Below are 20166 nucleotides of genomic sequence, written 5' to 3'. Positions count from 1 at the left end.
ATCACTCCCAGGCATTCGTAACAAAAAGATAGCCCTGTCCCCAGACTGTTTTGATACGCTCCGGACTTTCGGAACCGTCATCCAATTTTTTGCGCAGCCTGGAAACCGTCAGATCAACGCTGCGGTCAAGACCGTCATAGTCAATGCCCCGCAGTCGATTATAGATGGTGTTCCGGTCAAGGATGCGGCCGCCATTTTCGGCCAGAAGCCAGAGCAGATCAAATTCATTAGTTGTCAATACCACGACACGCTTACCCAATTGCACCGTCCGGGAAGGCCTGTTAATTGCCAGAGTCCCAAAGATCAATTCATTCACTCCTGCTTCATGGGGCGAATCAACAGACTGAGCTCCGGTTTTGGCAAACCGGCGCATCAGCGCTCGAATTCGCGCCAGAAGGACCCGGGGTTCAACCGGTTTTTTGACATAATCATCGGCACCTATTTCCAGGCCGACCACCTGATCCATGTCGTCTTCTCGGGCCGTCAGCATCAGAATCGGTCCATGGTATTCAGGCCGCACAGTTTTGCAGATTTCTATCCCGTCCATGCCAGGCAGCATAAGATCAAGGATAATCAGATCAGGTTTTTCCCTCATGATTCGATCAGGGGCCGTATCCCCCCGCCGTTCGATAAAGACATCAAATTGATTCTGGATCAGATATTCGGCGATCAGATCGCCCAGGCGACGATCATCTTCAACCAGCAAAATACATTCCTTGTGATTCATGCCGTTCATTAAAGCTCGCCTCCCACCGTTTTTTTGTTCTTGCGTCACTGCTGTAAAGCCATTTGCGATCATCCAAGGCGTACAGCATAACCCGTATAAACTCTGTGGAATTTTTGTACATAATTGTACCATTTTGTAGCATTCTTGCGACAACCGTTCTGGTCGGCTACATTTGCTTACAATTGGGTACAAAAAAACAACGGATTTTCGATCGTATTTCCTCTATATCAACCCAATAAGTTATTTACAATGGCATTGTATCTGTTCATGATTTAGACCATAAAACACAGGAGGAGAAGAAATGAGAAGAGATTACATTATACTTATTGTTATTGTTTGCTTCTGTTTTTCAGGCTGTATTCCAAGCAAGAAGGACCTCATGAATCAAAAAGGATTTGACCCCGCATATAGCCAGGGCTATGAAGACGGAGTCAGCAGCGGAAAGAATGCTATGGGCAGTCTGGGAGCCAATTTAAAAAAAGACACCCGCCGTTTTGCAAGAGATGAACAATACCGCCAGGGGTGGACTGATGGTTACGATGCAGGAAAAAGTCAAGAACGTAATTGGCAGAGAACGCTGGAGAGAGGTGTAGATAAGGACTAGTGCATTTTTTATCCGGGAACTCCTTTAGGTTGGGAAATGAAAGATAAGTTTGGACATCTTGTGCAATATCATTTTGGTAATCTTCCGGCCTATTCAGCTTTAACGTTGATAGTTCGGGACGAAATTGAAAGTTACTATATCGTACTAAGCAACCAGGGAAATAAAGATATGAATTCTTTGTTTTCCGGGCAGCACCATACTCGGATACAGTGCATTGATCTTTAAAAATTTTGGAATAAGGGAGTAAATTTTATGAATTTTTTGACAAAGATTTTATGATATATTATATCCATATGACTTTTTATAAACGGCTAGGGGCCGACCTGACATATCACCTGCCAGGCTTCGGCCCACAACAAACCATGAAAGATCTGAGTAACTTGCACAGACTTTCTTATAAAACCATAATAAAATCAGGGAGGTTGGATGCAAACAGGAAAAGTGAACCAGCGGATTTTATCATTCATGGAGAAACGGGGCATGGATATCGCGGCATTGTCCGAAGCAGCCGGCCTTGACCCTAAATTTATCACCACCATGCTTGAGGAAGATGCCTATCCCCCCCTGGGTCCTTTAATGAAAATTGCCCGGGCACTGGGGGTGCGCCTAGGCACCTTTCTGGATGATCAGGACAGCGGGGCTCCCTATATTGTCCGCAAGGCGGAACGGGCAGACAGTTTTTCCGTTCTTGACAGCACCAACAAAGCCCCTGCCTTAAATTTTTATGCCCTGGGCAAAGGCAAGTCAGACCGGCACATGGAGCCGTTCTTTGTTGAAATTATGCCTGAGTCCGCAAGGGAAAAAAATCTGTCTTCCCATGAAGGCGAAGAGTTTATTGTTGTTGTTTCAGGTCTTGTGGAAGTCATTTACGGCAATGAGGTCTATGAACTGAAGCCCGGCGACTCCATCTATTACAACTCTGTGGTTCCCCATTATGTCTCCTGTGCAGGCGAAGAAAAGGCCGAAATCCACGCTGTCATTTATATCCCGGAATAATTCCGGAATAACAGCCATGGCCGAGCCGATAGATCCTCCCGGGCCCGGCCCCCAGCAACCCCAAGCCAAAGAGGAATAAAGCATCATATGGACGAAACTTTGCCATTGCAATCCCTGACCCTGGGCCAGATCCTTGACAGAACTGTTGAAAAATATCCGGACAACCCGGCCATTGTGTATGTGGACAGGGATTTTCGCCTGAGTTACAGCCAGTTTGCCACCTATGTCGATGAAACAGCCAAGGGGTTGATGGCCCTGGGCGTTAAGAAAGGGGAAAAAGTAGGTATCTGGGCCACTAATATACCGTTCTGGGTTACCTTGCAGTTTGCCACGGCCAAAATCGGGGCTGTGCTGCTCACGGTTAACACCAACTATAAAACAGCCGAACTTGAATACCTGCTCACCCAGTCGGATTGTGAAAATCTGTTTCTCATCGACGGATACCAGGACACGGATTATATATCTACCATATATGAACTGGTACCGGAGCTGAAAACCTGTCAGCGCGGCTACCTGAAATCCCCAAAATTCCCCCATCTTAAACGGGTGGCCTTCCTTGGCCCTGAAAAACACAGGGGGATGTATACCATTCCCGAAATCCGGGCCTTGTCTGTAATGATTTCCGAAGAGGAGTACCAGGCCCGCCAGGACAGCCTGGATCTCCATGATGTGGTGAATATGCAGTATACTTCCGGTACTACGGGGTTTCCCAAAGGCGTTATGCTCACCCATTACAATATCGGCAACAACGGCTACTGGATCGGTGCCAACCAGAACCTGGGCCCGGATGACCGGGTCTGCCTGCCCGTGCCCCTGTTCCACTGCTTTGGCTGTGTGCTCGGGGTGCTTGCCTTCATAAACCACGGCTCCTGTATGGTGATTCTGGAAAAATTTGATCCGCTTTTGATCATGGCCTCGGTGGAGCAGGAAAAATGCACCGGCCTTTACGGCGTACCCACCATGTTCATTGCCGTGCTGGATCATCCCCTGTTCAAAAAATTTGATTTTTCATCCCTTCGCACCGGCATCATGGCAGGATCCAACTGCCCCATCCATGTCATGGAGCAGGTCATTGACAAGATGAACATGACGGAAATCACCATCTGCTACGGTCTGACCGAGGCCTCTCCGGTCTTGACCCAAACCCGGATACACGACGACATCCGGGTGCGGGTGGAAACCGTGGGCCGGGCCCTGCCCCACCTTGAAGTCAAGGTCATTGACCTTGACACAGGAAAAGAACTGCTCCCGGGCAAACAGGGTGAAGTGTGCGTCAGGGGATACAGCATCATGAAAGGATACTATAACAATCCCGAAGCCACAGCCCAGGTCATTGACAAGGACGGCTGGCTGCATTCAGGCGATCTCGGGGTCATGGACAAAGCAGGCAACCTGTCCATCACAGGCCGGCACAAGGACATGATCATCCGGGGCGGGGAAAATATCTATCCCAGGGAGGTCGAAGAATTTTTATACCGCATGGATGAGATCCGGGATGTCCAGGTGGCTGCGGTTCCCAGCGAGAAATACGGTGAAGAGGTTGGTGCTTTTGTGATTCTCAAAGATGGATCAAATATTGAACCCAGCGATATCCAGGACTTCTGCCGGGGAAAAATCAGCCGGTACAAAATTCCAAAATATGTCCATTTTATTGATGAATATCCCATGACCGCCTCGGGCAAAATCCAGAAATACAAGCTCACGGAGATGTCGAAAAAGATTTGGCCGGAAAGACGCTGAAATAGAATAAAAATGAAACCATATGCTGCTGTTGCCATTGTCTGCTTTTTTTTAGCTATGCCCATACTCACCGGCCAGGCCCTGGGCCGGGAGTTGACCCTCATGACCCATGACAGCTTCAGCATGTCGGAATCCGTACTTGAAGATTTTAAAACCGCCGTGGGTGCGGACATCACGGTCTTACGTTCCGGAGATGCCGGCCAGGCACTGAACAAGGCGATTCTGTCGAAAAATAATCCCATGGCGGACCTGTTTTTCGGGGTGGACAACACCTTTATAGGCAGGGCCCTGGACAATGATATATTCATGGCCTACACCCCCAAAGGGTTTGAAGATATTAACACCACCCTTTTACTGGATGGCGAAAATCGTCTGATACCCGTGGATTTTGGTGATGTATGTCTCAACTATGACATCAAATGGTTCAAGGCAAAACATCTTGCCCTCCCGGCCGGCCTTGAAGATCTGATACGCCCGGAATATAAGGACCTCACCGTTGTCCAGAACCCGGCCACATCATCTCCGGGCCTTGCCTTTCTTCTGACCACCATCAGCCGTTTCGGGGAAAATGAGTACATCTCTTTCTGGCAGAAACTTAAAGCCAACGGGGTCATGGTGGTAAACAGCTGGCAGGAAGCCTACTGGGGACAGTTCACCGCCGCCTCAAAAGGAGAGCGCCCCATTGTGGTCTCTTACGCCTCAAGTCCTGCGGCAGAAGTGTTTTATGCTGACCCTAAACCGGACACCGCCCCCACCGGTATCATCATCGGGAATAGATCCGCCTTTCGCCAGATTGAATTTGCAGGCATTCTGAAAAACAGCGCCAACACCGATCTTGCAAAAAAGGCCATGGACTTTCTTTTAAGTAACAAATTCCAGGAAGACATACCGTTGCAGATGTTTGTGTTTCCGGCCAGCACAAAGGCAAGGCTGCCCGAGGTGTTTTTAAAGCATGTAAAAATTACAGATGCGCCAGCGTCTTTGCCCGCAGACGACATCCGCCAAAACCGGGATAAATGGATCCGGGAATGGACGGAAACGCTATTGCGGTGAAAACAAGGATCTATACGCACCCCTATGTACTGGCGGGGCTGGTCCCCCTTGTATTTTTCCTTGTTTTCTATTTTTATCCCCTGGCCGGTATTTTTATTCGAAGCTTTGTGCCGGACTTTCCCTCACACCTTCATATTGATCTGTCCTTTTGGGATCAGGTTACAGGCTCCCAGCGCCTTGCCCATATCATTTGGTTCACCTTCTGGCAGGCTGCCGTATCCACGGGCCTGACCCTGGCGTCTGCCTTTCCCTGCGCCTTTGTCATGTCCCATTACCAATTTAAGGGGAAAAAATTTTTAACCCTGTGTGCCTCCATCCCCTTTGTTCTGCCCGCCGTGGTGGTGGCCGCCGCCCTTGACGCAAGTTTCGGAAAAAACGGTTGTCTGGGCATGTTAAATATCCGTCACCCCCTGGTGCTGATTTTCATGGCCCATGTATTTTACAATTTTTCGGTCATGCTCAGAATTCTGACCAGCTTCTGGGCAGGGTTGCGGGCAAATATCCAGGAAGCGGCCGCCACGCTCGGGGCAGGACCGTTTCAAATATTTATCCATATTACCCTGCCCCTGCTCATGCCTGCGGTATGGGCGGCATCCTTTCTGGTGTTCATTTTCTGCTTTTCAAGCTTTGGCATCATTCTGATTCTCGGGGGGCCTGCCTATTCCACCATAGAAGCCGAAATCTACCGCCAGGCCGCCTATATGTTCAACCTGCCGGTGGCATCTTTTCTCTCCCTGCTTCAAATCGGGTTCACCCTGGTACTCATGGGTCTTTACACCGCCTTTTCCCGAAAGGCGGTCCGCTTTGCGCCAAAGGCCGGCCACGCCAATTTTAAACCACCGCAAAAATTCCGGGAAAAGGCCGCAGTTGCAGGGAGTGCCGGTTTTATAATCCTGCTGTGCCTTTTTCCCCTGGCCGCGCTTGCAGGAAAGTCCCTGGTCCATGACGGACAAGTGTCCCTGATCTATTACCAGGCCATTTTTGTTAATCCTGCCAACTCCATTTTCCATGTCCCGCCTTTTACGGCGATTAAGTTCTCCTTTATATTTGCGGGAACAGCCCTTATTATCGCCCTTGTGACAGGCCTGTGCGCAGCCCTTTGCCTGAACCATCTGGACCGGGTAAAAGCCAAAGGCCTTGCCGCCTTTTTTGACCCGTTGTTTATGCTGCCCCTGTCCACTTCGGCTGTAACCTTGGGGTTCGGCATCATCATCACCCTGGACCGGCCCCCGCTTAACCTGCGCAGTTCAACTCTGCTTGTCCCTTTAGTCCATGCCCTGGTGGGATTTCCCTTTGTACTCCGGGCCGTGCTGCCTGCCCTGAAGCGTATTCCCAATGACATCAGGGAGGCTGCCGCCACTTTAGGCGCCAGTCCTGGAAAAATATTCAGATGCCTTGACCTGCCCCTGATATCCGGGGCGCTGACAGCAGGCGGCGTGTTTGCCTTTACCATCAGCATGGGAGAATTCGGCGCCACCATTTTCACCGCAGGACCACGGACTCCCACCATCCCCCTGGCCATTTACCGGTTTTTAGGCCAGCCGGGCGCCATGAATTACGGCCAGGCCATGGCCATTTCCACCCTTCTCATGGTTGTCACAGCAGCCGGATTTATTCTCATTGAAAAAATCAGTTCAAACGGGGTACAACAGTTTTAATGGAAAATGAACTTATCATACATAATTTGAAAAAAACCGGAACAACAGGCGTCTGTTTTTTAAACAACATCAACCTTGCTCTGCCCCGGGGGAGCCGACTGTCCGTTCTCGGCCCTTCGGGCAGCGGGAAAACCACGCTATTAAGAATGATTGCAGGACTTGATATACCCGACTCAGGCGATATCCGGTTCAACAATGCCTCCATCCTGGATCTGCCCCCGCACAAGCGCAATTTCGGCATGATGTTCCAGGACTATGCCCTGTTTCCCCATCTGGATGTATTCCACAATATTGCATTTGGCCTGAAAATGAAGGGTATGTCCAAGCAGGAACAAGCCTCGATTGTGGCAGAAATGCTGGCCTTAACCAATCTTAAAGGGTTTGAAAACAGAAAGGTGGATGAACTGTCCGGAGGCGAGCGCCAGCGGGTGGCCCTGGCAAGAACCCTTGCCCCGGGTCCCAGGCTGCTCATGCTGGATGAGCCCTTAAGCGCTTTGGACCGGGTTTTGCGAAAACACCTGCTGGATCAACTCACCCAGATTTTTTCCCGGCTGCACATTACCACCATTTTTGTCACCCATGACCACGAAGAAGCCTTTGCCGCAGGCTCTCAGATCATCCTGATGAACCAGGGCGGCATTGTTCAGAACGGCACCCCAAAAGATCTTATGCACCGCCCGATGAATGACTGGGTCCGGCAGTTTATGGGCTGAACAAACCCCCCAGAGTCGGCATTTCAGTGCCTTACTCCTCAGTTTCTGTCAAAAAAAACAAGAAAATGAGGAGGGAAAATTGGGTTGCGGGTTTCCCGCGTTAGCTGCATAGGTTGATATAAAAACCGGACAGTTACACAATAGAAAGATAGATGGACTGTCCAGGGGAGGGATCTTTTTTTTCGGGGAAAATATTTCCGATTTTCTGATATTTGCAGGAAAGAACATCTCTATTTTATCCTTTAAGGATAGTCCAATTTTAAAAATAAAGTGAGTATAATTATCCAATATTAAACAACTTTATTCTTATATTAGATCATTGGAATGCTATTTGCTGTGTAGTTGTCAATCTATATTTATAAAATCGTGTTATCAGCAAATATGTGGGTATCAAAATTATATCGGTTCATTTAAATTGTTAACAGAAAGGATTGAAAACATGTCATTAATCATTCAAAGAAATCCTATAAGGGGCGATATAGATGCGTATTCAAAGAATACAAGAAAAAATTCAGAAACATCTGTAAACTCGAAATATGCTGTTAAAACTGAGGAAACGTCACAAACAGCAAAATTAACTATAGAAGAAGAAATGGCAATGTTCAAACAAGAATTTTATCAAGATATTGAAAAAATAAAATTTCATAGTACTGTTAAGAATGCGGCCGTCAATGTTTCTGACAAGGCATTTGAAAAAATGAAAGAAGATCCACAATACCGTGAGAAAATGCTCTCTCTTTTGCAGAGAGATTTGTGCTCTTCATATGCACCCCGAGACACTTCGGTAATATTAACTGTGGGCGAATCCTTGGATCAATATCGGGGAGATTCATGGCCAACGAACAATGATTCTGGCTTTTGGGGGCGCTCGAAAAACAGTTTTTATAAGAAAACTGATAATAAAAACCACGATGATGATAAAAAACTTAGTGAAGAACATTTGAAGCTGTTGATAAAACAACAGTCTTTTGAGCAAAAATGTCAGCAACAGGCATCAATCGAAGTTAGAGAAGAACACAATGCTTTTCTTAAAGCTGCTCGTCTCTATGCAGAAATGCAGGATTTGTATAAAAGTAACCCTGTAAATAACTATGTGTAGTACTGCCAATTGGAAATTCAGGCTCCCCGATAATTTCCGGGGTTGAAATTCAAGTTTGCTTGCAGGATAATGAGCTGCTTTTATGGTTCTCTGATATTTTCCGTGGTTTTTGATAAAATGACTTGTTCGTAGTGCTGACACGTTAACCAGATAAAATTTCTAAGCGAATGTCCAAACACGTTTATCCTAAAGCAATAAAACAGGTGATCCGGGGCCGCTTAATCCCTGAAACAGAATTAATTTCCCTGAATAAATGGTACCCTGTTGAAGTGACCGAAGAAAAAGGTGTTTTATCAACCCAGTGGTATTTTTTGGGAGATTTTTTATTTAACCAACCTTTTTTTTACCGGTCGATAGCTGGAGTGCCGCTTGAAAACCGTCAAATTTGCAATCTTTCGTTTAACGCTGCCAAACAATTAAGCAAATTTGATTATGTAGAACCTTCGGCGTTTATTTTCCATTGCTCTCGCTGCGGTTCAACGCTCATCACACAGCTTCTTTCATTATTGTCTCAATGTATTGTTTTTTCCGAACCCAGGTGATTGACTTCTTGGTGCACTTAGCCTGTTTCGGGCAGCATAAAACAAAATATGGAGAGACTCTTAAAATGATTATGCACGCATTCGGCCAGAAAAGGTCCGGCAAGGAGTGCCACTTGTTTGTCAAATTGGACTGTTGGCACATATGTCATTTCCAGTTTATCCGTTCACTTTTTCCCAAGACTCCTTGTTTTTTTCTTTATAGAACCCCTTTTGAGGTTCTGAGCTCCCACCGCAGGATACGGGGTGCCCATATGGTTCCGGGAATTTTAGCACCTGAGATCGTGGGGCTTAATCCTTCGGAGCAGTTGAATTTTGCAGACTTAGACAGGTACGGGATCAATGTTTTAACCAGCTATTTTAAATCCGCCCTTTCTCATAACGACTTAATATTAATGAACTACAACCAATTACCCAATGTAATTTGGGAGGAATTTGCAAATTTTCTTTCCATCTCATTCACAAAAGAAGAGATGGAAAGAATGAAATCAAGATTATCTCGGCATTCAAAACGGTCTTATGAACGGTTTGTTGAAAAAACAACAGATCCAGATGGAGAACTTCCGGCTGATATGCAGGTATTAAACACGCTTTACAACAGGCTGGAACATAAAAGATTAAACCAAAATAAACACTTTTTCGCACAAGATTAGCATAAGTTTTCTAATGTACTAGTATAGCTATCTATAGCTACAGCAAGTTCCATTCCCTAACGCTTAAGACTTAACACCCCGCCTCACCATGAACCCATCAGATCACAGCAAAGCACGCTATTTCCAGAGGGGTTGGAAAATTTCATAGACAAGGTGATGCACATATGGGCACCGGTAATTGATAAATATGGCCGGGTGACCTGAATCTGTCCGGGATGGGTAATGGCCCGTCTCAGGTAGTGGCGCCGGAACCAGTCTGCGCTTCTGGCATCTTCAAGGGGTTTAAACCGTTTATCCGTCTGGCTGACATAGTGCTTGCCCACCAGGGTGTTTCCGATCTGAATACCATTGGTCCCGATATTGTAACACCGGACCACCATGGGGTCATCAAGCAGTTCTGAACAGGCGTTAAACAAGGCTTTGCCCTTTTTCAACTCTCCCACGGCATTTATGAACAGGGTGCGGTATTTAACAAGCTTGTCCTGAAACTGGATATCAGTGCAGTCTCTTTCATTTTTGTACCGGTTCATAAGCATTGGAAACTGATCAAAGACCGGTGGAAGGGATAACAGATCTGTAAATGGCCGGGCAAAATAAAAACCCTGGACAAAATCAACATCGCTTTCAATGGCGATCAGTGCCTGGGCCTGGGCCTGGGTTTCTATACCCTCCATGAGCACCAGAGAACCGGCCTGGTGAAGCAGAGAAACAATGCCGGGGAACAGATTCTGAATCTTCCTGTTGTTATTTGCCCGGGTTAAAAAGGAGCGGTCAAGTTTGACAATATCCGGTTTCAAGGTCCAGATCCGGTCAAAATTGGAATGGCCTGCACCAAAATCATCCAATGCAATAAGGCACCCCAGCTCCTTATAGTAGCGGATGGCGGGTATGATCCAGTCAGGGTTTTCAAAGGGATGTTCCACCACTTCGATGACGATCCTGTGGGCAGGAATCCCGGCCGCATCAATGGCATCTTTGAAAAAAGAACCATATTCCAGTCCCCTGGCAAGGGTCTGGCCTGAAACATTGAGAAACAGCCAGTTCAACGGATCTTTAATCAACTTAAAATTCTGGAGATGGAGCCACCTGCACAGACGGTCTAATTGAATCATATCGTCGTTGGACATCTCACGGTCAAAAATAGACGCAGGGGAAATGGAATTGCCCAGCATATCGAAAACCCGGACCAGGGCCTCATGGCCCACAATCCGCCGATGAGCCAGGCTGTAAATGGGTTGAAGGGCGGTATGAAACCTGTTTCCATCAGCAATGCCAGTTATGTAAGGCCTGTCTTCCCGGGTCCATTGCCGGATACATGTTAAATCCAGTTTAAATGATGCTTTCATCTAGTTCGTACTGCCACATTTATTAAAATTAGGCCCATCTATATAATAGTTTACCTAAAATTGTAAGAAAAAGGTTGGCAGATCAGCTAATTGTTTCAAATAATGCAAAAATCTGCCTGAAAATTAATATTTTTTTTTATCCTGTATGTCTGTTGGACCCCATGGTCTGCCCTGGGGCCGGTGTTTTTGTTTTTATGGCATTATATTTGCTTTTTTTTACTAAACGGGTAAATGGCATTTGTCATCCGGACACGGGGTTCGGGAAAAGACCGCATCCATTCGGATACTATTTTAAAGCGAAAGGAAGGACCATGGAAAAACCAGTTGATCAACGTTACAATTTGTATATTGACGGCAAGTGGGTCGATGCCAAAGAAGGAAAAACCTTTACAGTCACCTGTCCTGCCAATGGAGAGTTTCTTTCCACCTGCGCCAATGCGGGGGCGGAAGATGTCGATCTGGCCGTTAAGGCGGCCCGGAAAGCCTTTAAAACCTGGAGCCAGGTATCGCCCCAGGAACGGGCCGGGCTGCTGTTGAAAATCGCAGACCTTATTGATGAAAAGGCAGAGCACCTGGCCATGGTGGAAACCCTTGATAACGGCAAACCCATCCGGGAGACCCGGAACATTGATGTGCCCCTGGCCTCGGATCATTTCCGTTATTTTGCCGGCGCCGTACGCACCGAAGAGGGAACCTGCACCATGATTGACGACAAGACCATGAGTATCGTACTGAGCGAACCCATTGGTGTTATCGGTCAGATTATTCCATGGAACTTTCCCTTTCTCATGGCGGCATGGAAAATTGCTCCGGCGCTTGCTGCAGGCAACACCGTGGTCATGAAACCGTCTTCAGACACCAGCTTAAGCCTGCTGGAATTTGCCAAGATTCTGGATACGGTCCTGCCGCCTGGTGTTGTAAACGTGGTCACCGGTGGCGGTTCATCCACCGGAAATGCCATGCTTAACCATGAAGGATTTGCAAAACTGGCCTTTACCGGGTCCACTGAAGTGGGATACCAGATTGCAGATGCCGCAGCCAAAAAGCTGATTCCCGCCACCCTGGAACTTGGCGGAAAATCCGCCAATATCTATTTCCCGGACTGCCCCTGGGACAAGGCTGTGGAAGGTGTGCTCCTTGGTATTCTTTTCAATCAGGGACAGGTCTGCTGTGCCGGGTCCAGGGTGTTTGTCCACGAGGATATTTATGACAAGTTCCTGGCTGAGATTAAGGCGCGGTTTGAATCCGTCAAAGTGGGACTGCCCTGGGAAGAGGACACCATGATGGGTGCCCAGATTAACCTGAGACAGGCTGAAAAAATTCTGGATTGTGTGGCAGCCGGTAAAAAAGAGGGCGCCACCGTGGTGACCGGCGGTGAAAAGATCAACCAGGGAGAGCTTGCCAAAGGATGTTTTCTGAAACCTACCATCCTGGCTGATGTGGACAACAGCATGACCGTTGCCCAGGAGGAAATTTTTGGTCCTGTGGTCTGTGTGATCAAGTTCAAGGACGAACAGGAAGTCATTGACATGGCCAATGATAATATCTATGGCCTGGGCGGTGCGGTGTGGACAAAGGATATCAACCGGGCATTGCGGGTGGCGCGCGCTGTCAGAACGGGCCGTATGTGGGTCAACACGTACAACCAGCTGCCGGCCCATACACCCTTTGGCGGGTACAAAAAGTCCGGCATCGGCCGGGAGACCCACAAAATGATGCTGGCCCATTACAGCCAGAGCAAGAATATTTATATCAGCATGGATGAAAGCCCCTTTGGGCTTTATTGATATTTTTTTGCAGCAGCCGTCCCTGCCTCTTCGTCCACCTTGGATAAAATTAAAGATCCAATAACGAAGAATACGGCCAGAACAGCAACCCCGGCACGCTGGGAATTGAATATCTGGGTTAGAATTCCCAGGAACAACGGCCCGAAAAACGCCGTTAATTTGCCTGAAAAGGCGAAAAACCCAAAGAATTGATTCTCTTTTTCCCGGGGAACAAAGCGGCCGAGCAGGGAACGGCTGGCGCTCTGATTGGGACCTGCAAAAAATCCCACAAGTACGCCTGCGGTCCAGAACATGGCCTTGCCGGGCGCACAAACCGCCAGCACCACGGCCAGGGTTAAAATGATATTGGATATCTGGATGGTGGTTTTGCCCCCCAGCTTATCGTCAAATATACCCATGATTAAGGCGCCTGTGCCCGCGGCCACGTTGAGCACGATGCCGAAAATCATGATTTCTTTAAAGGAGAAACCAAAGGTACCGGCTGCATAAATTCCTCCAAAGGCAAAAATGGTTACAAGACCATCGTTGTAAATCATTCTTGCAATGAGCAGTTTGACGATTTCCCGGTAAGACCGGATATCTTTAAACGTGTCTTTAAGATCGGTAAAGGCTGCCCGGACAATGGCGGCCTTGCCGTTATTTTTTATTTGGTTGCAGGGTTTGGATTTCACAAGAATAAACAGAGGAATGGAAAAAAGTCCGTACCACAGCGCCACCAGGATGCAGGTGGCTCTGATGTTGGCCCCGGATTCCCGGGCCAGGCCGAACCAGGGAATTTCCGGATTGATAAAACCGGCCATGGCGACAAACATGGCTAAAAGCCCGCCCATATACCCCACACCCCAGCCGATGCCAGAAATTCGCCCAATGTTTTTTTCACTGGAAATATCCGGTAAAAATGCGTTGTAAAACACCATACCGATTTCAAAGGCCAGGTTGGACAGGACAAACCAGATCAACGCCTGATAGACCTGGCCCGGCTTGACAAACCAAAGCATCGCTGAGCCTGCCGCACCTATCACTGTGGAAATAAACAAAAACGTTTTTTGCGCATTGCCATGGTCAGCCAGTGCCCCAAGCACAGGAGATAAAAAAGCCGTCAGAAGTGCCGTCAGCGTGACGCCCCTGGACCACAGCGCTGTACCGTAGATTTTATCCGGCGCAATGGCTGAAACAAAATAAATGGCATAAATAAAGGTTACAATCAACGTGGTGTAGGCAGAGTTGGCAAAATCGTACATCACCCACCCCAGTATCTGTTTTCTGTCTGTCCGAGGACTGCGCATATGGTTATTTCCCTGTGGTTAAAATGATATTGTAACACCCTGGTATAACAGAGGTTTGATATTCTGCTGCCCATACCATGTGTCAAAGGTATTCACCGGCAGGTCCGGGCTGATGTCCGGCAGTTTCGTGTCCGCCAGGACCCGTGATTCAAGTTGGCTGCTTTTTTCGTTTTCTTTACATGTTTCCATTGCCCGGTCAATGGTATCAAGGGCCGCAAGTGTGGCATTCGCCGTCTCCCGGATCAAGGTCAAAAGATCTGTGGAATAAAAAGCCCCGGAACAGGGATGCCGGTATTTAAGCCGACCTGAAAAAAACGGCAAAAAGCAGGGTTTGCTGAAAGGATAAATCAATCCTGCGGAAGAATCTGGTACAGGATGTGAGGTGTTGGCCATCTTTATCGCCCCCCTGCGTATGACAGAGGCGCCAAACAGTGCATGAACCGTTGAGTGCCATTGCAGGGCGTGTTTCAAAAAGGAGGGTTCGGGACATTGGGGAAAAAACAGGGTGGACATAAGCTGATAAAATTTGGGGTTTGAAATTTTTGCCTGTCTGATAATTTTATACAGACGGGTTTTCCCGGGAAACAGATATTGAAAATGAACATCCATGGCAGTTTCAAAATACCTGTGCCGGGCTGTGGCCCCGGCGTGAATTCCGTTCATACCGGCATAATAGTAAACCAATGGATGAAAAGCTGTGTCTGACATGAGGTGGCACACAGTGCCGGCGGCAAGTGCCAGGGCTGCGGGAGTACGGTGATGGGCCAAAAATTTCAGCACCGGCACAAGGGCTTGTTTGTCTGGCCGGTGAAACGGGCCGGCCAAAGCCTGTACCTGTTTTTTTTGCGGGCCTGCCAGGTAATAGAACGGCGAATCCGGACACACCGCCCCAATGAGAAATACAAAGGGAAATGTTTGAACCGGCTGGAAAAATTTTGAAGCTTTGGGCAGAACACGGCCCACATGTTCAGCCAGGGCAAAATGTGTAATTTCTTTTGGCATATTTCCCCTTAATTAAAAATTGAGACCGCCAGACCACTCTTGTGTCAAGTTTTTTGTCGTTTGTGTCAAGTTTCTTGCCACTTGATTCTACATATCAGATAGATCGGGCAGATGCGAGGCCGTAAATAAGTTCGTTTACAAAATTTAAAAATTATAAATTTATCCGGTATCCCCCCCCCATGGGTCGCAAGCCCACAACGAACAATGAAGCTAAAAACACCGACAATGCAGGACTAAAATGGGCACCTAGGCGCTTCGCCCTCTTGTTTCCTGTATTTTGTCGCTAGTTTCTTATAAAAGCGTTTGTAAAAGTTTGATATGAACGCGTGGAACGTTTCCGGTTTTTTAAGGGGGCACCGACCTTCCCGGGCCTGAAAACCCTGGTGTTCAGGCCTGGTTGGTGATATAGAACACCCAACGATCTCACAGTTACAGTCAATACGGATGGTATATGTCCGAAAAAAAGAAAATCCTGCTGGTGGAAGATCATCCCATTTTCAGACTGGGTCTGGCGGAGTTGATTAATCAGGAAAGCGACTTAGCCGCATATGGCAGTGCCAGCGATGTTGATCCGGCCATTGATGAAATCAATTTTATAACCCCGGACCTGATCATTGTGGATCTTTCCTTAAAACAGTCTGACGGCCTTGATCTGATTAAATATGTGAAACAGCACCACAGTCATATTCCTGTGCTGGTGCTTTCCATGCATGATGAATACCTTTATGCGCCCAGGGCCTTATCTGCCGGAGCCCATGGCTACATCATGAAACAGGAGGCCGTGGAGTCCGTTGTCAAGGCCATCCATCTTCTGCTTGCCGGAAAAATTTATCTCAATGAAAAAGTCAAAGAACATATTCTTTTGTCCATGTCCAATCCGCCCAAGGCACAGGAAAAAAGCCCATTCGACCGTTTAACCGACCGGGAACTTCAGGTTTTCAAGCTGATCGGCAGGGGATTTTCAAGCCGGGAAATTGCCGAACGCCTGTTTTTAAGTATCAAAACCATTGGAACCTACAGGGAGCGCATTAAAAAAAAGCTTAATATTAAACATGCAAGCGAACTGGTCCGCTGCGCCGTGCATTTTGAAAAAACAGGTCAGATTGGTATTGTGGAGTAGATCCGCCTCCCCATGGTTACTTTTTTTTCCGCCGGCCTTTTTTCTTTTCCCATTCTTCGTTTGCCAGGATCATTTCTCTGATATCTTTTGACGAATCTGTGACGTCAACCGTAAAGGCGTATTCGTCCTTGGAAACCGCTATTTTTTCTACTGGTTTGCCTAGAAAATCCTGAATTTGCGTTAACAGATCTTTTTCCTGGCTGCTGCAAAAGGATATGGCCTTACCCTTGGATCGCCCGCGACCGGTTCTGCCGACCCTGTGGACATAAATTTCCTTTTGCTCGGGAAGATCATAATTGATCACATAGTCAACATTGGGGATATCAATGCCCCGGGCTGACACATCCGTGGCAATAAGTATCTTGTCATCACCCTGTTTAAACCGGGTCAAAACTGCCAGCCGCTGGTCCTGGTCTTTTTTACCATAAATGGTCAACGCGTTTATGTCTGCTCTTTCCAGGGCCTTGGCCACCCGTTCGGCCCGTACGGTGGTCCTGACAAAAACCAGGATTTTGCTTTCCGGATTTTCCCGGATGAATTTGCGCAAAAAAAAGCGTTTATCGTCCATTTCCACGAAAATTACATAGTGGGATACATTTTTTGATACCGGATCATCAGGTGATATCTGGATGCGTACAGCAGAGGATTTAACCTGTGAATAGGCAAGCTTCTTAATATTTTTGTCTATTGTTGCTGAAAAAAACAGGGTCTGGTGCCGTTGTTTCAAAAGGCGTTTGATGCACTGGATATCATCAAAAAAACCTTTGGCCAGCATTTGATCCGCTTCATCAAGGATTAAAATTTTAACCTGGCTGATATCAATGGCTTTCTGGCTGATCAGGTCAAACATGCGGCCTGGCGTGGCAATCAGAATATCAACCCCGTTTATGAGTGCTTGAATCTGTTTATCCTGTTCCACCCCGCCGAAAACGGCAAAGGGTTTAACCTTTGTTTTGTGGCACAGCCCCATAAAGACGTCCTGTATCTGAACAGCCAACTCCCTGGTGGGAACCATTATAATACTTTGGATGCCTGGTTTTTTGTTCGTTTTTCTCAGGTTCAGGACGGTATTTATAACAGGTACTGCAAATGCAACGGTTTTTCCGGTTCCGGTCTGTGCAATGGCCAGGACGTCTTCACCGTTTAATATTGAGGGAATCGCTTTGTACTGAATATCTGTGGGCCTGATAAACCCCTGGACTTCCAGATTTTTTTTCAGGGTGCTATGTATTGCATAGGTGTCAAATTTCATGTGGTTTTACCCTAATTTGCTTTGTTGCTACCGACACGAAAACAATGCCGTGCCAGTGAAGAGCCGTTAATATAATGGCGTGTGAAAAAAATACAATCTGTTAACAAATTATTTATTGTATCCCTGTCCCAAGGTTAAATAAAGGTATCCAGGTTGCAATGTCAATGATTGAAGGCAAAAAGGTTCTTTTACTCTGGCCTTTACACCGGGTTGAATGTATAAGAGGTACCCGTTTAAGCCTAAAAGAAAAGGGGCCGTATAAAAAATGAACAACATTGTATACCTCAAACAGCCAAAGAAAATATGGACACTGCGAATCAAACTCCAGGGCGCGGAACCGGAATGGGTCCGGGTGATCGAAATTGACTGGCGGGCATCGTTTCTGGACCTGCACGAAGCCATTCAAAAGGCCGTGGATTTTGATAATGACCATTTGTTTGAGTTTTATGTAGGCCGGCACCCACGGCATGTAGCCCAGGTGGTGGGCGGGGCCCCGGACTGGGAAGATTTTCATCCGGTCAATACATACCAGCGGGTTCCCATATCCAGCGCCTGGCCAATGCTACCCGGTCTGAAGCTGTTTTATCTGTTCGATTTTGGCGACAACTGGGTGTTTCAGATCAATAAAACCAGGCACAAGGATAAAGAGGCACAACCCGGGGTTGTTTATCCCCGGGTCATCAAGGCAAAGGGGGAAAACCCGGAACAGTACCCGGATTATGAGGATTGGGATGACGAATGACATTGGGAAACGCCGACTTCCTCAAAGGTCTTAATATCTGCAAGAATACGTGTGGCAAGATCCAGAAGCTCCATGCACACGGCAGCACCGGTACCTTCCCCAAGACGGAATCTCAAGTCGATCAAAGGCTCCAGGTCCAGGCGATTATGCATGTATTTATGACCGATTTCCACAGACTTGTGGGAGGCAAACAGGTAATTTTTTGCTGCCGGGGCCAGTTCACAGGCGATCAGGGCGCCTGCCGTGGAGATCAGGCCGTCGCAGATCACCGGAATGCCTTTGGCGGCAGCACCGATCACCAGTCCTGCCAGTCCGCCGATTTCAAGTCCGCCGACCTTGGCCAGCACATCAAGGGGATCCTTGGGATCAGGCTTGTTGATATCCAGTCCCTTTTGGATCACAGCAATTTTTTTGGCAAGGCCTTTATCGTCGATCCCTGATCCCCGGCCGGTCAGGCGCTCCACGGGCAGGCCGGAAAATGCCGCGATAATAGCAACAGAGGGCGTGGTATTTCCAATGCCCATATCCCCTGTGCCCAGAAGATCCACAGGCGTCTGTGCGTGCAGTTCATTGACAATTTCAATGCCCGCTTCAATGGATCTGACCGCCTCTTCCCGGGTCATGGCAGGCCCCTTTGTAAAATTGGCAGTGCCGTGCCTCACTTTTTTATGAAAAATGGGAAGCCCGGGGTGAAAATCAAAATTTACTCCGATATCCGCAGCTTTCACCCGGGCCCCGGCATGTTTGCCGATGACGTTGACAGATGCGCCGCCCCCGGCAAAATTAAGCACCATCTGGGGGGTGACTTCCGGGGGATAGGCGCTGACCCCTTCCTCGACCACACCGTGGTCTCCGGCGCAGGTGATGATGTGTTTGTTGGTTAAATGGACGTCAATGGTTCCTTTGATGGCGGCCAGACGGGCTCCGACCTCTTCCATGATTCCCAGGCTGCCAGAGGGTTTTGCCTGGTTTTGAAGGCGCTGTTTGGCCTTTGCAAATGCTTTTTGGTTCAGTTCGGGGTTGATGGCCGAAATGGCCTGTTCAAGCAGGGACATTGTTTTACCTCGTCAATTTGTCCTGCAGCAATTCATGGCTTTTTAGGCATGCAGGAACATTTTCCTGCAAAACCCTTTACCATCGCGTCCTGCATGACAAAAATCTTAAAGCACGTCTTCTGACTCAGGGGGTCGTGGCTCTTTTCTCCCCGGGCCTTCCCGGAAAAATTTTCCAGTGGCACGACAGGGTATCTGCTCCCCATTACAGCGGCGGGACCGTCACGGATTTGCACCGTGTTCCGTTTGCCAAAGATTTGACAATACTATGTTGAAGGGCACCGTAAACCTGTTTGATACCAAGGTCAATAATTTTTCGTGCTAATTTTCAGTAACTTTTGATATAGATCAGCCCGGTTGTGCTATCAGGATCATCAGGGTTATGCTATCATGCCAGCCATTGAACGGTCAGTTCAAATGCGTGATGAAATTATATTGTTAAAAAAGAATAGGAAAAATTAGTCATAAAGGGTCAACACATTATGGAATTAAGACCACTTGGTATAGCAACAGAAATTATTCAGGAGACCGGACTTGATGTTACATATACATATGATGATCTGGTTTTTATTGAACACAACCCTTTTATAATCCAGTTTGATGATGAAAATCTAAAAAATCTAAAGCTGTTTTTCAATATTGATTGTGAACCTGAGACTGCCGGAAAACTTGTGTCACAATTAACGGATGCCGCATCCCAGAGGGGATTTACCATGACCGACAGCGGAAAGTTCGAGATGAAACAAAAAGAAAACACAGAAGAAATTGATATAAAATTTATCGGGTAGCCGTGGTCA

At 47.5% G+C, this 20166-nt stretch carries 19 protein-coding genes and 1 riboswitch; of the genes, 13 read left to right on the top strand and 6 right to left on the bottom strand.

What is annotated here, in order from left to right; all coding sequences use genetic code 11:
* Position 1 precedes the first annotated feature (1 nt).
* Entirely contained in the window at positions 2-736 is a 735-nt protein-coding gene (locus Q366_RS10440) for a response regulator (protein WP_035238697.1), read from the bottom strand.
* 292 nt (positions 737-1028) lie between these two features.
* Here Q366_RS10440 and Q366_RS10435 point away from each other — a divergent pair, with 292 nt between their 5' ends.
* The 9 genes from Q366_RS10435 to Q366_RS20275 all read left to right on the top strand — a co-directional run bounded on the left by Q366_RS10435 (position 1029) and on the right by Q366_RS20275 (position 9782).
* Positions 1029-1331, top strand: coding sequence for a hypothetical protein (locus tag Q366_RS10435; protein ID WP_035238696.1), 303 nt, complete (start codon positions 1029-1031; stop codon positions 1329-1331).
* Between the two features lie 426 nt (positions 1332-1757).
* Positions 1758-2327, top strand: coding sequence for a cupin domain-containing protein (locus tag Q366_RS10430; RefSeq protein ID WP_035238695.1), 570 nt, complete (start codon positions 1758-1760; stop codon positions 2325-2327).
* Positions 2328-2414: 87 nt separating this feature from the next.
* Entirely contained in the window at positions 2415-4067 is a 1653-nt protein-coding gene (locus tag Q366_RS10425; protein ID WP_035238694.1) for an AMP-binding protein, read from the top strand.
* Positions 4068-4079: 12 nt separating this feature from the next.
* Positions 4080-5120 (top strand): thiamine ABC transporter substrate-binding protein, encoded by a 1041-nt coding sequence (locus tag Q366_RS10420; protein WP_035238693.1) that lies wholly within the window; start codon positions 4080-4082, stop codon positions 5118-5120.
* Positions 5096-6778, top strand: a complete 1683-nt coding sequence (locus Q366_RS10415; RefSeq protein ID WP_051957975.1) for an ABC transporter permease — start codon at positions 5096-5098, stop codon at positions 6776-6778. The genes Q366_RS10420 and Q366_RS10415 overlap by 25 nt, the downstream gene beginning before the upstream one ends.
* Positions 6778-7491: an ABC transporter ATP-binding protein gene (locus tag Q366_RS10410; protein WP_035238781.1), complete on the top strand. Its 714-nt coding sequence runs from the start codon at positions 6778-6780 to the stop codon at positions 7489-7491. Before Q366_RS10415 ends, Q366_RS10410 begins: the two co-directional genes overlap by 1 nt.
* A 439-nt stretch (positions 7492-7930) precedes the next feature.
* Positions 7931-8590, top strand: coding sequence for a hypothetical protein (locus Q366_RS10400; protein WP_051957974.1), 660 nt, complete (start codon positions 7931-7933; stop codon positions 8588-8590).
* 167 nt (positions 8591-8757) lie between these two features.
* Positions 8758-9132 (top strand): hypothetical protein, encoded by a 375-nt coding sequence (locus Q366_RS20280; protein WP_051957973.1) that lies wholly within the window; start codon positions 8758-8760, stop codon positions 9130-9132.
* A 251-nt stretch (positions 9133-9383) separates the two neighbouring features.
* Positions 9384-9782, top strand: a complete 399-nt coding sequence (locus Q366_RS20275; protein ID WP_156968154.1) for a hypothetical protein — start codon at positions 9384-9386, stop codon at positions 9780-9782.
* Positions 9783-9865: 83 nt separating this feature from the next.
* Here the strand turns inward: Q366_RS20275 and Q366_RS10390 are convergent, their stop codons facing one another.
* Positions 9866-11128 carry an EAL domain-containing protein gene (locus Q366_RS10390; protein WP_084691779.1) on the bottom strand — a complete coding sequence of 421 codons (1263 nt, stop codon included), beginning with the start codon at positions 11126-11128 and terminating at the stop codon, positions 9866-9868.
* A gap of 311 nt (positions 11129-11439) precedes the next feature.
* Here Q366_RS10390 and Q366_RS10385 point away from each other — a divergent pair, with 311 nt between their 5' ends.
* Complete coding sequence (locus tag Q366_RS10385) at positions 11440-12915, top strand: aldehyde dehydrogenase family protein (protein ID WP_035238778.1); 1476 nt, start codon at positions 11440-11442, stop codon at positions 12913-12915.
* Here Q366_RS10385 and Q366_RS10380 read toward each other — a convergent pair.
* Both Q366_RS10380 and Q366_RS10375 read right to left on the bottom strand, forming a co-directional pair.
* On the bottom strand, positions 12909-14201 hold the full coding sequence (locus tag Q366_RS10380) for an MFS transporter (RefSeq protein WP_035238691.1): 1293 nt from the start codon (positions 14199-14201) through the stop codon (positions 12909-12911). The two genes, Q366_RS10385 and Q366_RS10380, sit on opposite strands and share 7 nt — an antisense overlap.
* A gap of 18 nt (positions 14202-14219) precedes the next feature.
* Complete coding sequence (locus Q366_RS10375) at positions 14220-15203, bottom strand: zinc dependent phospholipase C family protein (RefSeq protein WP_035238690.1); 984 nt, start codon at positions 15201-15203, stop codon at positions 14220-14222.
* A 451-nt stretch (positions 15204-15654) separates the two neighbouring features.
* Between Q366_RS10375 and Q366_RS10370 the strand changes: the two genes are divergently transcribed.
* Complete coding sequence (locus tag Q366_RS10370) at positions 15655-16323, top strand: response regulator transcription factor (RefSeq protein ID WP_035238689.1); 669 nt, start codon at positions 15655-15657, stop codon at positions 16321-16323.
* A 16-nt stretch (positions 16324-16339) separates the two neighbouring features.
* Here Q366_RS10370 and Q366_RS10365 read toward each other — a convergent pair whose 3' ends face one another.
* Complete coding sequence (locus tag Q366_RS10365) at positions 16340-17575, bottom strand: DEAD/DEAH box helicase (RefSeq protein ID WP_035238688.1); 1236 nt, start codon at positions 17573-17575, stop codon at positions 16340-16342.
* A 265-nt stretch (positions 17576-17840) separates the two neighbouring features.
* Between Q366_RS10365 and Q366_RS10360 the strand changes: the two genes are divergently transcribed.
* Positions 17841-18317 carry an IS1096 element passenger TnpR family protein gene (locus Q366_RS10360; protein WP_035238687.1) on the top strand — a complete coding sequence of 159 codons (477 nt, stop codon included), beginning with the start codon at positions 17841-17843 and terminating at the stop codon, positions 18315-18317.
* Here Q366_RS10360 and cobT read toward each other — a convergent pair.
* Positions 18293-19372 carry a nicotinate-nucleotide--dimethylbenzimidazole phosphoribosyltransferase gene (cobT, locus tag Q366_RS10355; protein WP_035238686.1) on the bottom strand — a complete coding sequence of 360 codons (1080 nt, stop codon included), beginning with the start codon at positions 19370-19372 and terminating at the stop codon, positions 18293-18295. The genes Q366_RS10360 and cobT overlap by 25 nt on opposite strands.
* Positions 19373-19464: 92 nt before the next feature.
* Positions 19465-19670: riboswitch (cobalamin riboswitch) on the bottom strand.
* A gap of 181 nt (positions 19671-19851) precedes the next feature.
* Here cobT and Q366_RS10345 point away from each other — a divergent pair.
* Positions 19852-20157: a hypothetical protein gene (locus tag Q366_RS10345; protein WP_035238684.1), complete on the top strand. Its 306-nt coding sequence runs from the start codon at positions 19852-19854 to the stop codon at positions 20155-20157.
* Positions 20158-20166: the final 9 nt, after the last annotated feature.

The sequence above is a fragment of the Desulfobacter vibrioformis DSM 8776 genome (assembly GCF_000745975.1).
GTDB lineage: Bacteria > Desulfobacterota > Desulfobacteria > Desulfobacterales > Desulfobacteraceae > Desulfobacter > Desulfobacter vibrioformis.
The sequence above is the reverse complement of the archived record's forward strand: the minus strand, read 5'-3'. Positions and strand labels throughout refer to the sequence as shown.